This is a genomic window from Streptomyces sp. NPDC093094, from assembly GCF_044754345.1.
In the GTDB taxonomy this organism is placed as follows: Bacteria; Actinomycetota; Actinomycetes; order Streptomycetales; family Streptomycetaceae; genus Streptomyces.
In genome coordinates this window covers 395,597-407,862 of sequence record NZ_JBIVOX010000001.1, presented here as the reverse complement: position 1 = coordinate 407,862, position 12,266 = coordinate 395,597, and the positions used below count along the sequence as shown (strand labels likewise).

Below are 12,266 nucleotides of genomic sequence, written 5' to 3'. Positions count from 1 at the left end.
CGTACGCGCACCGCTTGCGCGCCCTCACCCCCCACCGCCGTAGACGAAGACCTGCCGACTTCCCGGCCACGACCTGAGAGACCGTGACCGCCGGGCCTCCGAGAGGAACACCTCCCGTGCCTGCTACATCCGCTCTTCGCCGTACCTTCGCGGTCGTCACCGCTCTTCCCCTGCTCACCCTCGCCGCCTGCGGCTACGGCTCCGAGGCCAAGGACGACGCCGCCCCGCAGGCGAAGGTCGCCGCCGGCGCCGAGAAGACCGACGGACTCGACTCCGTCAGGATCGGCTACTTCGGCAACCTGACCCACGGCACCGCGCTGGTCGGCTTCCAGCAGGGCTTCTTCCAGAAGGAACTGGGAGCCACCGAGGCCAAGCCGACGATCTTCAACGCCGGCCCGTCCGAGATCGAGGCGCTCAACTCGGACTCCATCGACATCGGATGGATCGGCCCCTCCCCCGCGATCAACGGCTACACCAAGGCGAACGGCACCAACCTGCGCATCATCGGCGGCTCGGCCTCCGGCGGCGTGAAGCTCGTCGTCAACCCTGACAAGATCAAGTCCCTGAAGGACGTCAAGGGCAAGAAGATCGCCACCCCGCAGCTCGGCAACACGCAGGACGTGGCGTTCCTCAACTGGATCGCGGACCAGGGCTGGAAGGTCGACGCCGAGAGCGGCAAGGGTGACGTCTCGGTGATCCGTACCGAGAACTCGATCGCCCCGGACGCCTACGCGTCCGGCTCCATCGACGGCGCCTGGGTGCCGGAGCCGACCGCGTCCAAGCTGGTCGCCAAGGGCGCGAAGGTGCTCCTGGACGAGGCCGACCTGTGGCCGGACAAGAAGTTCGTGATCACGAACATCATCGTGCGGCAGGACTTCCTCAAGGAACACCCGAAGGCCGTCGAGGCCGTGCTGAAGGCCGCGGTCGAGGCCAACAAGTGGATCAACGCCGACCCGGACCGGGCGAAGGCCGCGGCGAACAAGCAGCTGGAGGCGGACTCGGGCAAGGCGCTGCCGGCGGAGGTCCTGGACCCGGCCTGGAAGTCGATCCAGTTCACCAACGACCCGCTGGCCTCCACCCTCAGCACCGAGGCGGAGCACGCGGTCAAGGCGGGCCTGCTGGAGAAGCCCGACCTCAAGGGCATCTACGACCTCACTCTCCTGAACAAGGTCCTCGCGGCCGAGGGTGAGAGCACGGTCGACGACGCCGGTCTCGGCGCGAGCTGATCAACGACCCGACAGTTCCCAGGAGGTGACGACCATGGCCACGACGCTCGCCCAGGCCGCCGACGACACGAGGTCGGCTGAGCACGCCGCCCGGCTCGAGCACGTCTCGAAGTCGTTCGCGGGCCCCGCCGGACAGCAACTCGTACTGGACGACATCACTCTCGATGTCGCACCCGGCGAGTTCGTCACCCTCCTGGGGGCCTCGGGCTGCGGCAAGTCCACGCTGTTGAACCTGGTGGCGGGGCTCGACAAGCCCACCGCCGGGTCCATCACGACGGACGGCCGCCCCGCCCTGATGTTCCAGGAGCACGCCCTGTTCCCGTGGCTGACCGCGGGCAAGAACATCGAACTCGCCCTCAAGCTCAGGGGGGTTCCGAAGAACGAGCGGCGCGACAAGACCGATGCGCTGCTCGAACTCGTGCGGCTGAAGGGGGCGTACGGCAAGCGGGTGCACGAGCTGTCCGGCGGCATGCGCCAGCGGGTCGCGCTGGCCCGTGCACTCGCGCAGGAGAGCCGGCTGCTCCTGATGGACGAGCCGTTCGCGGCGCTCGACGCCATCACCCGGGACGTGCTGCACGAGGAGCTGACGCGGATCTGGGCCGAGACGGGCCTGTCCGTCCTCTTCGTCACGCACAACGTGCGGGAGGCCGTGCGGCTCGCCCAGCGCGTCGTTCTGCTGTCGTCCCGGCCCGGCCGGATCGCCCGCGAATGGACGGTCGGTATCCCCCAGCCGCGGCGCATCGAGGACGCGCCCGTGGCGGAACTGTCCATCGAGATCACCGAACAACTGCGTGGGGAGATCCGCCGTCATGGCCAGCACTGAGACCACCCCGGCCCAGGACGCCGGGAGCATCGAGGCGGGCCTCGACGCGCTGGAGAGCCCGGTCGGGAGCCGGCCGCCCTTCCGGCAGACCCTCCGCGAGAAGATCCTGCCGCCGGTCGTCGCCGTCCTCGTCGTCCTCACGGTCTGGCAGGGACTGATCTCGCTGAAGATCGTCGACGATCCGACGCGGCTGCCCTCGCCCGGTGCGGTGTGGGCCGAGATCGAGGACGCGTGGCTGAAGGGCACGCTGCTCGAGTACATCTGGACCAGCGTCTCGCGGGGCCTGTTCGGCTTCGCGCTCGCCCTGCTGATCGGCACACCGCTCGGTCTGGTCGTGGCGCGGGTGAAGTTCGTGCGCGCGGCGATCGGTCCGATCCTGTCCGGCCTCCAGTCGCTGCCGTCGGTCGCCTGGGTGCCGGCCGCCGTGATCTGGCTGGGTCTGAAGCCCGAGATGATGTACGCGGTGATCCTGCTCGGCGCGGTTCCGTCGATCGCCAACGGTCTGGTGTCCGGGGTCGACCAGGTGCCTCCGCTGTTCCTGCGCGCGGGCCGGACGTTGGGGGCGACCGGTCTGCGCGGTATCCGGTATGTCGTGATGCCCGCGGCACTGCCGGGTTATGTGGCGGGCCTGAAGCAGGGCTGGGCGTTCTCGTGGCGCTCACTGATGGCCGCCGAGATCATCGCGAAGGCGCCGGACCTGGGCGTCGGTCTGGGACAGCTGCTGGAAGTGGGCCGTACGAACAGCAGCATGCCCACGGTCTTCCTCGCCATCCTGCTCATCCTGTTCGTCGGCATCGCCATCGACCTGCTGATCTTCAGCCCGCTGGAGCGGTGGGTGCTGCGCAGCCGCGGTCTGCTGGTGAAGAACTGAGTCGATGCCTCCCATGAAGCCCGTCCTCCTCGTCATCGCCCACGGCAGCCGCGACCCGCGGCACGCCGCGACGGTGCACGCGCTCGTACGCCGGGTGCGCTCACTGCGCCCGGACGTACGGGTGGAGACGGGCTTCCTGGACTTCAACATCCCCTCCGTGCGGGGGGTGCTGGAGTCGCTGGCGGCGGAGGGCGTCCGCGATGTCGTGGCGCTGCCGCTGTTGCTGACGCGCGCGTTCCACGCGAAGGCGGACATCCCCGCCGTCCTGCGGGACGCGCCGCCGCAGCTGCGGATCCGGCAGGCGGACGTGCTCGGCCCGTCCCCGCTGCTGCTGTCCGCGTTGGAACGGCGCTTGTACGAGGCAGGGTTGAGCCCTGCCGACAAGTCCTCGACCGGGGTCGTGCTGGCCTCGGCGGGGTCCACCGACCCGGAGGCGATCGCGGTGATCGCAGAAATCGCGCGGGAGTGGCGGCACACCGGCTGGTGCGCCGTGCGGCCCGCGTTCGCCTCCGCGTCCCTGCCGCGCACCGAGGACGCCGTACGGGAGTTGCGGGCGCTCGGCTGTGAGCGGGTCGCTGTCGCGCCCTATGTACTGGCGCCCGGTTTCCTGCCGGACCGCATCGCGCGGGGCGCGGCGGAGGCGGACGTGCTGGCGGAGGTGCTGGGAGCGGCGCCGGAGGTGGCCGGCCTGGTGCTGAGCCGTTTTCGCGCCGCGGCGGCGGATGTGCCTCTGACGCGCATCGCCTGACGCCTTGTTTCCACCGTGTGAACGAGTTCGGAATTAGCTCAGGAGATCCTCAACTCCGTTGAGCACCGTCCTGCCCGTGGGCAAGGATGATGTCAATCAGAAAAACGGGGAAGGGATTCGTCTTGAGAATCACGAAGAAGCGCACGGCCGCAATCGTCGCACCCCTGGCCGCCGCGGTCATGCTGGCCGGTATATCCACTCCCGAGGCCGTCGCCGCCTCGAAGTCGACCGTCTGCTCGGCGTCCATCAACCCCACCTCGGACGCCAAGATCACGGTCAAGACGTACTACGTCAAGAAGACCAACACCACCTGGCGGCACGACTCCCGCTACTACTACCCGGAAAGCCACGGCTTCAGCAAGAGGCGTTCCGACTTCGCCATCACGTCCTACCTGCTCGACGGCGGCCAGACCCGGAAGGGCGTGGACCGGCGGAAGAAGGGCGAGGTGCGCTGGGACCTGGTGTCTTTCAGCACCCAGTTCCCCCTGTCGGGGCGGCCTGTCACCAAAAAGGGCAGGACCCGCCTCGTCGCCGAGGCATGGTACAACATGGACGGAATCAACGGCTGGCCCGTCGACTGCAAGGCGAAGTCGTTCGCTTTCTGACGGCTGAAAACGGATACGGGTGTGGGGCTTCGGCCGCACACCCGTCATCGTTCGACGGGGGAGACGCATGAAGCAGAAAAGGCGCGTGGTCGCGCTTCTCGCCGCGGCCGTTTCGGTGGTGCCGGTGGCCGGCTGCTCGGACACGGACGGCGGCCGGCCCGGGGCGTCCGCGCCGCCGAGCAGCCTGGTCCTGGTGGACGCGGACACTCATGGGTATCTCACCTTCGACACCGACCGCGAGGTGCTGCGCGGTCATACGCGTGACGGAAAGCAGGTGTGGGAGGAGAAGGGGTATTTCCCCGCCGATGTCCAGTGCGCCACGGCATGTCCGGATGCGGCGATATCGGCCACCGCGGACATGAACCGCTCGGCGTCCGGGACCCATGTGATCTGGAAACACGGTGGAACGTCTACCACCCGGTCTTTCAGAGATGACTCCCTGGTCGTGCAATGGGCCCGGAACAAGGACACCTGGGTGGCCACATCGGAATCCGCCGTCATCTGGTCGGACCACGGCAGGACCCGCACGAAACCCTTCACCAAGGGTATCGAGGATTCCATGGGAAGGGTTTCGGAGGACGGCAGCACACTGGTGATCTCCGTCCAGCAGAACGGCGGCACCTCCTGGAGCGCCTTCCGGTTCCCCCTCACCGGGAATCGTCTTTCCCCTTCGCCGCTGTCCGTCGACCTCCCCGGAAGCGTCGGATGCCTTTCTCCGGAGAACGGCACGATGTGGACCCTGGGCAATCGTGCGTCCGAGTTCGATCTGGTGACCGGCAAGAAAATCCGGGAGACCGAGCAGTTTGCGAGCGATTGCGCGAGCTCCGGCACCTCCACGATGCTCGGCGCGTTCTCCGCGCAATCCGACGGCTCGACACAGGACATCTCGATCACCTCCGGCAGCCGGCTTGCTCCGTTCGAGAAGATTTCAGTCCGGAGCGCCGGGGAGATCGGACTGTTCCAGGACTGCGGTGTTCTTCTTTCCGACGGCAGACTGACCTCGTTCTCCGCAGGGGGGAGAGCGGACGAGACGGAGATCAGTGCCCACAGTGTGCTGACCGTCCCGGACGGGCACCTCTACAGCATCGGCCCGTCGGGCGAGGTGGAGCAGCACACCGTCACCGCCACGGGCGGCAGCTGCCGGATCGGCTGACCGGCGGGTGCCGGGCCTCTACCCGAAGGAAAGCCCTCCCGTACGGGTGCGCTTGAGCTCGAAGAAGTCGGGGTCGTTCGCCAGCACCCGGAAACTGTCGAAGAGTTCGGCGGCCCGGGTGCCGCGCGGGACGGCCCGCAGCACCGGTCCGAACCACACCGTGCCGTCGACGTGCAGGGTGGGCGTGCCGACGTAGCCGCCCGTCTCCGGCTCCGCGCCCGCCTCGTGGCTGCGGCGCACCGCGTCGTCGTACGACGTGTCGTGCGCGGCCGCGGCCAGGTCGGCGTCCAGGCCGAGTTCGGCGAGCGCCCCGGTGATCACGGCGTCGAAGTCGGTCTCCTTGCGCTCGTGGATGCGGGTGCCGAAGGCGGTGTAGAGGTCGCGCAGCACCTTCTCGCCGTGCCGGTCGGCGGCGGCCACGGCGACCCGTACCGGGCCGATCGATTTGTCGACCAGTTCCCGGTACCAGCCGGGGAGGTCGTTGCCGGTGTTGTGGAGGTACAGGCTCATCGCGTGGAAGCGCAGGTCGAGGAGGCGTTCACGCTCGACCTCCAGCAGCCAGCGGGAGGTGATCCAGGCGAAGGGGCAGGCGGGGTCGAACCAGAAGTCGACGCGGGTGGGCGATCCGTTGCTCATGACGTCGACCGTAGGGGCGGACCGGCGCAGGGGCACGGTCCACTTCCGCCTCGTCCCACTGGTCCACTTCCGCCGCGGGGATCACGGTCCGCGTCCCCTGCGGGGGTCACCGGTCCGTGCCTGCTGCGGGGGCACCGGTCCGCGTCCGTCACGGGGGGCACCGGTCCGTGCCCCCCGTGGGGGTCACCGGTCCGCGTCCGTCTCGGCGACCGCCTTCGCGGCGAGCCCGGCCAGTTCCGCGACGCTCAGGGAACCGGGTTCGCGCCGTTCGCGCGCGAAGGTGTCGGCGAGGTGCTGGAGCAGTTCGTTGAGCGGGGTCGGCACGCCGTGCAGCCGCCCCAGGAGCGCGATCTCGCCGTTGAGGTAGTCGGCCTCGATGGTGCCGGTGCCGCGGGCGAGGGACTGCCAGGAGGAGCCGCCGCCGCGCGGGGCGCCCTCCAGCGGGACGAGGGTGACCTTGTCGCCGCGTACGGCCCGCTGCTCCTCGGGGCCGGCCCAGGAGATGCCGGCGGCGTCCAGCACGGCCACCGCCTCGGCGCGCACCCGCTCGTACAGCGCGACGGCCTCGTCGGAGGCGACGGGCCCGGTGACGGCCTCCAGCGCGTTGCCGAGGTTGCTCAGCAGCTTGGCGTACTGCCAGCGCGTCACGTCGGGGACCACGGGCGCCTCGAAATGCGACCGTTCGAGGTCGGCGGCGATCCGGGACAGGGTGTCGTCGGTGCCGTGCGGGTGGCGTCCGAGGTGGAGGATGCCGGTGAGCGGGGCGCCCGCGGCGGAGACGACACCCGGTTCGACGTAGGTGCACGGCAGCCAGACACAGACGCCGTACACGCGCCGGAACAGGCGCAGCGCGAGACGCTGGCTCTCGACGCCGTTCTGGGCGCACAGGACGGGCAGTCGCTGCGCCGCGGTGCCGCCTCCGGCGACCGGGCGCGGGGCCCAGGCGGCGAGCGCGGCGGCCGAGTCCTGTGTCTTGACGGTGAGCACGAGCACGTCGTCGGGGCGCAGTTCACCGAGGGGTTCGGGGCCGTCGACGACCGGCAGGCGGTGGGTGCGGTCGCCGTCCGGGGTCAGCAGCCGCAGTCCGTGCTCGCGCAGGGCCAGATGGTGGGCGCCGCGGGCGACGAGGACGACCTCGTGTCCGGACCGGGCCAGCCGGCCGCCGATGGTCCCGCCGACCGCTCCCGCTCCGATGATCACATAGCGCATGGGTCCGAGCCTGTCACGCCTCGGCGGTCAGCTCCACGAGTTTGCGTACGGTGTTCCAGTTGCGGCTGGTCGCCACCAGGCCCTTGGTGAGCCGGGGCCGGGCGAGGTCCCCCGCCAGTCTGGAGCGGCCGAGGCCGTCGGGGGCGTACAGGTACAGGACACGGTCGCCGAGCCGGAACTCCTCGGGGAGGTAGGCGTCCCGGTCGAGCTCCGCGAAGCGGTCCTCGCCGACGGGGGCGGAGAAGTAGGTGACGTGGAGCTGACGGGGCTCCAGGTCTCCTGCCGGGAAGGGGCAGTTGTCGGCGACCGCCTTCAGATAGGCGTGGTCGCGCACGAGCACGTCGACGGTGAACCCGAAGTGGCGGTCGATCGCGGCGGCGAGGGAGGCGGCCAGGGAGTCCTCGTCGCCGTGGCCGCTGGTGAACACGGCCTGTCCGCTCTGCAGATACGTCCGCACCCCGTCGAGCCCGAGCCCTTCCAGGACCGCGCGCAGCTCGGCCATCGGGACCTTCCTGCTGCCACCCACGTTGATCCCGCGCAGCAATGCCGCATACGTCGTCATGGGCCTCACCCTAGGCGCTGCCGTCCGGCCGGGTCGGCTGTGCCGCGGCGCCGGTGCGACCCGGGCGGCAATCCCCGACGGCCGCCGTGCCCCGTGGGGGCGGGCGCGGCGGCCGCGCTGGGTGTCTCCCCTGCTCGCGGGCCCGGGGAGGCTGCGCGAAACTCTGGCCGATGGGAAGCATGTGGATCAACACCTACACGCATCTGTGACTTGTTCAACAAGGTTTCGTAATCACAAACGGGATGTCTGCACCCTGATCACCTCCCCCGAGACCCTCGAACAGTTGTAGGGGACACCCTCCTCCTCGAAGGGGAGGGCCGGGCCTCCGAGCGGATGATCCCGGGCTCCGCCACTTCACCGGGCAGCACGAGGAGATGCTCTTATCCAGGCCATACCTTCGAAGCGAAAGGTGACGGCAGGGGGCTGTCACCGCTCACGAGGGGGCAAGCCCGTCATGGCGAACGGAGAGACGAGAGTGCGCGGCCTGGCCGCGCGGGCCGGCGTCTGGAGCGCCCGCCATCGATGGGCGGCCGTGGGTGTCTGGGTACTGTTCGTCGTCCTGGCGATGGGGCTCGGCTCGGCCGCCGGCCAGGTCGAGGTCAAGGACAGCGACCAGCTCAAGGGCGAGACGCACACCGCAGCCAAGATCATCGAGGACGCCGGGGTCGAGGAACCGGCGAGCGAGACGGTCCTGATCCAGGGGAAGGACGGCTCGCTCAAGGCCACCGACGCCGAGTTCCGCGCCGCCGTCGACGCCGTCATGAAGGCCGTCGAGGCCACCGGCCGCGTCACGGACGTCACCTCGCCCTACGAGGCGCGGACGATCTCCCGGGACGGCCGCAGCGCGCTGGTGCAGTTCGACATGCGCGGCGAGTCGGACACCGCCGGCGAGCGCGTCGAGCCGGTGCTGAAGGCCGTCGAGAACGTCCAGAAGGACCACGGGTCGCTGCGGATCGAGGAGATCGGCGGCGCCAGCATGATGAAGACGTTCGACGACGCCTTCGGCGACGACTTCCAGAAGGCCGAGCTCTCCGCGGTGCCGGTGGCCCTCGGGATCCTGCTCATCGCCTTCGGCGCCCTGGTGGCCGCGCTGCTGCCGGTCGCCCTCGCGATCACCGCGATCATGGCGACGATGGGCCTGATGGCGGTCGTCAGCCACATCCAGCCGATGAGCGAGACCGCCGGCTCGGTGATGCTGCTGGTCGGTATGGCGGTCGGCGTCGACTACTGCCTGTTCTATCTGCGCCGCGAGCGCGAGGAACGGGCCGCGGGCCGGGACGCGCAGACCGCGCTGCGGATCGCCGCCACCACCAGCGGCCGGGCCATCGTGGTCTCCGGCGTGACGGTGTGTGTGGCGATGGCGGGCATGCTGTTCACCGGGCTCGCCGAGTTCGAGGCGATGGGCCTGGCCTCGCTGATGGTCGTGGCCGTCGCCATGGTCGGCTCGGTCACCGTGCTGCCCGCCCTGCTGTCGCTGCTGGGCGAGCGCGTGGAGAAGGGCCGCATTCCGTTCCTGCGCCGCCGGCGTACGGACGGCAGCAGCGAGAGCCGCTTCTGGGGTGCCGTGCTGAAGCGCGTGCTGGCCAGGCCGGTCCTCTCGGTGGTGGTCGCGACCGGTGCTCTGCTGGCCGTCACCGCGCCTGCGGTCGGAATGAAGACCCAGCAGCTCACGCTGGACCAGGAGTTCGGCGACTCGCTGCCCATCGTGCAGACGTACAACCGCCTCAACGAGGCGTTCCCCGGCGGGTCCGACCCGGCCGAGGTCGTGGTCAAGGCCGACGACATCAACGCCCCCGAGGTGAAGGCCGCGCTCGCCGACTTCCGCGAGCAGGCGGTCAGTTCGGGCGCCTCGCGCGGCCCGGTCGAGATCAAGCTGCACGACGCCCAGGACCTGGCCTTCGTCTACGTCCCGCTGGTCGGCGGCTCCGACATGGACAAGGCCGCCGAGAGCCTGGACAAGCTGCGTGACGAGGTGCGGCCCGCGACCCTCGGCAAGGTCGACGGTGTCGAGGCGCCGATCACCGGACAGGTCGCCGGTTCCAGCGACTTCAACGACCAGCTGATCGGCTCGGTCGTGCCGGTGTTCGCCTTCGTGGTGGTGTTCGCCTTCCTGCTGATGCTGCTGTCCTTCCGCTCCCTGACGGTCGCGATCACCTCGATCATGCTCAACCTGCTGTCGGTGGGCGCCGCCTACGGCATCCTCGTGGCCGTGTTCCAGCACGGCTGGGGTGCCGCTCTGGTCGGCGCGGAGGGTGTCGGCGCGATCGTCAGCTGGCTGCCGCTGTTCCTGTTCGTGATCCTCTTCGGCCTGTCGATGGACTACCACGTCTTCGTGGTCTCCCGGATCCGCGAGGCCCGGCTGCGCGGCCGTACGACCAAGGACGCGATCACCCACGGCGTGGTCACCACGGCGGGTGTCGTCACCAGCGCCGCGATCATCATGGTCGCCGTGTTCGCGATCTTCGGCACCCTGTCCATGCAGTCGATGAAGCAGATGGGCGTGGGCCTCGCGGCCGCGGTCCTCATCGACGCGACGATCATCCGCGGTGTGCTGCTCCCGGCGGTCATGGCCCTGCTGGGCGAGCGCAACTGGTACTTCCCGGCGTGGCTGAACCGGCTGCCCGACCTCACCCACGACGAGGCGCCCGAGGCCGTCACGGCGAAGGACGCCCCGGAGAGCGAGCCCGTCCGCGTGTGACGCCTCACCCTGCGGCGCAGGGCCCGTCGGTCTCCCGGGGGAACCGACGGGCCCTGCGCTCGTGTGTGCCCGGACTCCGGACGGCCCCGCCTACGCGGGCAGTTCGGCCTCGACGAGGTCCGCGGCCCGCCGGGTGCCGCCCTCGCCGGCCATGCCGGCCCGGATGTCCTCCAGACGGCGGGCGACCTCGGGGTCGTCGACCAGGGCGAGGGCGGCCGACCGGAGGTTCTCCGCGGTGGCCTCCGCCATCGGCAGATGCCGGGCCACGCCGAGCGCCTGGAGCATGTCGGCGTTGCCGAACTGGTCGACCGCCTGCGGCACGGCGACCATCGGCGTCGCGGTCGCCAGCCCCTCCTGGCTGCCGCCGGCCCCGGCGTGCGTGACGAACAGATCGGCCTGCCTGAGGACCGCGAGCTGCGGGACCCAGGAGCGGACCTCCACGGAGTCGGGGATCTCCCCCAGCTCGGCCGGGTCGACGTTCCTGCCGATCTGGAGCACCAGGTGCCAGCCGGGCAGGTCCGCGAAGGCATCGACGCACGCGCGGTAGAAGGCGGGCTGCTTGGTGAAGGACGAGCCGAGCGAGACCAGGGCGACCCTGGCGGCACCGGCCGGCCGCTGCCAGTCCCCCTCGTTCGAGCGGTCGCCCTGGCAGGCGCCGACGAACGTGTGCACCTTCTCGTCGACCCGGTCGGCGTTCGGCTGAAGCGCCCTCGGGATCAGCACCAGCGAACGGTCGGGGCGGCCGACGAAGGGGTCCGGGTGCATGTCCAGCCCGTTCTCCTTCAGCCATGCCTCGAAGCGGGCGTAGTAGGCGCGGCCCCGCTCGGTCCTCCTCGGCTCCTCCCACATGGGCTCGGCGATCTCCTGCTCGTAGCCCTCCCAGGCGACGAGGTTCGGGGAGAGGGAGATCGCCGGGACACCCCAGCGGTGGGCGAGGACCCGGGCCGGGTAGGAGGTGATGTCGTGCAGCACGAGGTCGGGTTCGTCGCCCTCGTACGCGTCGATCAGCTGCGGCAGGGCCTGGATCGCGTCGTTCAGGAACGGCTCGACGTTGTCCAGCAGGGTGGTCCCCCACGCCTCCGGGTCGTCGTCCGGTGTGGGCAGGGTGGAGTTCCACGGCTTCACCTCGGCCCCGGTGGCCGCGACCTTCTCCGCGAACAGCGGCGGGATCGCGTACGTCACGCGGTGACCACGGGCGACGAGCTCGCGGATCACCTCGAGGCTGGGGTTCACATGGCCGTGGGCGGCGATGGAGAACATGGCGATGTGTGCGGGCTTCGTCGTCATGTCCCCGAGACTAAACGAGACGAGACGTCTCGTGCAACTGAATGGGCCCGTGCTCCGGCCGGCCTCCGGGCACGGGCCGGCTCAGCACCGGCAGCGGGCCAGGACCGGGAACCGGGCACCGTGGCCCACGGTCCGCCGCTCCCCCGGCACCCGGCCCGCCTCCTCACCGGGCCCCTCACCCCGGTCACCACGGCCATGTGCGCCCCCTTCACCCGGCCCGGACGGCGGACCGGACCCCGGAGAGCCGGACGGCGGCGGACCGGACTGCGGACCGGCTGACGAGCCGGAGGGCCGGACGGAAGGCCGGCCGGAGGCCCGAACGGCGAAGGACCGGACCCCAGAGAGCCGGAAGGCCGGAAGGCCGGAAGGCCGGAAGGCCGGAAGGCCGGAAGGCCGGAAGGCCGGAAGGCCGGAAGGCCGGAAGGCCGGAAGGCCGGAAGGCCGGAAG

10 protein-coding genes and 1 pseudogene are annotated in these 12,266 nt (G+C 70.3%); 7 read left to right on the top strand and 4 right to left on the bottom strand.

Annotation, left to right across the window (positions count from 1 at the left end; translation table 11 throughout):
- The first annotated feature begins 116 nt into the window (after positions 1–116).
- From ACIQGV_RS01425 to ACIQGV_RS01400, 6 genes are all read left to right on the top strand, one after another.
- Positions 117–1,226 (top strand): aliphatic sulfonate ABC transporter substrate-binding protein, encoded by a 1,110-nt coding sequence (locus ACIQGV_RS01425; RefSeq protein ID WP_402488795.1) that lies wholly within the window; start codon positions 117–119, stop codon positions 1,224–1,226.
- A 34-nt stretch (positions 1,227–1,260) separates the two neighbouring features.
- Positions 1,261–2,049, top strand: coding sequence for an ABC transporter ATP-binding protein (locus ACIQGV_RS01420; RefSeq protein WP_402488793.1), 789 nt, complete (start codon positions 1,261–1,263; stop codon positions 2,047–2,049).
- Positions 2,036–2,920 carry an ABC transporter permease gene (locus tag ACIQGV_RS01415; protein WP_402488791.1) on the top strand — a complete coding sequence of 295 codons (885 nt, stop codon included), beginning with the start codon at positions 2,036–2,038 and terminating at the stop codon, positions 2,918–2,920. The genes ACIQGV_RS01420 and ACIQGV_RS01415 overlap by 14 nt, the downstream gene beginning before the upstream one ends.
- 13 nt (positions 2,921–2,933) lie before the next feature.
- Positions 2,934–3,668 (top strand): sirohydrochlorin chelatase, encoded by a 735-nt coding sequence (locus ACIQGV_RS01410; protein ID WP_402488789.1) that lies wholly within the window; start codon positions 2,934–2,936, stop codon positions 3,666–3,668.
- A 122-nt stretch (positions 3,669–3,790) separates the two neighbouring features.
- Complete coding sequence (locus ACIQGV_RS01405; protein ID WP_402488786.1) at positions 3,791–4,273, top strand: hypothetical protein; 483 nt, start codon at positions 3,791–3,793, stop codon at positions 4,271–4,273.
- Between the two features lie 67 nt (positions 4,274–4,340).
- Complete coding sequence (locus ACIQGV_RS01400; RefSeq protein WP_402488785.1) at positions 4,341–5,426, top strand: hypothetical protein; 1,086 nt, start codon at positions 4,341–4,343, stop codon at positions 5,424–5,426.
- Between the two features lie 18 nt (positions 5,427–5,444).
- Here ACIQGV_RS01400 and ACIQGV_RS01395 read toward each other — a convergent pair whose 3' ends face one another.
- From ACIQGV_RS01395 to ACIQGV_RS01385, 3 genes are all read right to left on the bottom strand, one after another.
- Entirely contained in the window at positions 5,445–6,062 is a 618-nt protein-coding gene (locus tag ACIQGV_RS01395) for a DsbA family protein (RefSeq protein WP_402488783.1), read from the bottom strand.
- Positions 6,063–6,245: 183 nt separating this feature from the next.
- Entirely contained in the window at positions 6,246–7,271 is a 1,026-nt protein-coding gene (locus ACIQGV_RS01390) for a ketopantoate reductase family protein (RefSeq protein WP_402488781.1), read from the bottom strand.
- 13 nt (positions 7,272–7,284) lie between these two features.
- Complete coding sequence (locus tag ACIQGV_RS01385; protein WP_402488778.1) at positions 7,285–7,833, bottom strand: DUF1697 domain-containing protein; 549 nt, start codon at positions 7,831–7,833, stop codon at positions 7,285–7,287.
- 454 nt (positions 7,834–8,287) lie between these two features.
- Here ACIQGV_RS01385 and ACIQGV_RS01380 point away from each other — a divergent pair, with 454 nt between their 5' ends.
- Positions 8,288–10,531: an MMPL family transporter gene (locus ACIQGV_RS01380; RefSeq protein ID WP_402488775.1), complete on the top strand. Its 2,244-nt coding sequence runs from the start codon at positions 8,288–8,290 to the stop codon at positions 10,529–10,531.
- 90 nt (positions 10,532–10,621) lie between these two features.
- Here the strand turns inward: ACIQGV_RS01380 and mgt are convergent.
- A pseudogene (gene mgt / locus ACIQGV_RS01375) lies at positions 10,622–11,861 on the bottom strand (macrolide-inactivating glycosyltransferase).
- Positions 11,862–12,266: the final 405 nt, after the last annotated feature.

Bases quoted from the DNA above. Each gene is read 5' to 3' on its own strand.
- ACIQGV_RS01420 (WP_402488793.1), top strand. From the start codon at position 1,261: ATGGCCACGACGCTCGCCCAGGCCGCCGACGACACGAGGTCGGCTGAG.
- ACIQGV_RS01415 (WP_402488791.1), top strand. From the start codon at position 2,036: ATGGCCAGCACTGAGACCACCCCGGCCCAGGACGCCGGGAGCATCGAG.
- ACIQGV_RS01410 (WP_402488789.1), top strand. From the start codon at position 2,934: ATGAAGCCCGTCCTCCTCGTCATCGCCCACGGCAGCCGCGACCCGCGG.
- ACIQGV_RS01400 (WP_402488785.1), top strand. From the start codon at position 4,341: ATGAAGCAGAAAAGGCGCGTGGTCGCGCTTCTCGCCGCGGCCGTTTCG.
- ACIQGV_RS01395 (WP_402488783.1), bottom strand. From the start codon at position 6,062: ATGAGCAACGGATCGCCCACCCGCGTCGACTTCTGGTTCGACCCCGCC.
- ACIQGV_RS01390 (WP_402488781.1), bottom strand. From the start codon at position 7,271: ATGCGCTATGTGATCATCGGAGCGGGAGCGGTCGGCGGGACCATCGGC.
- ACIQGV_RS01385 (WP_402488778.1), bottom strand. From the start codon at position 7,833: ATGACGACGTATGCGGCATTGCTGCGCGGGATCAACGTGGGTGGCAGC.
- ACIQGV_RS01380 (WP_402488775.1), top strand. From the start codon at position 8,288: ATGGCGAACGGAGAGACGAGAGTGCGCGGCCTGGCCGCGCGGGCCGGC.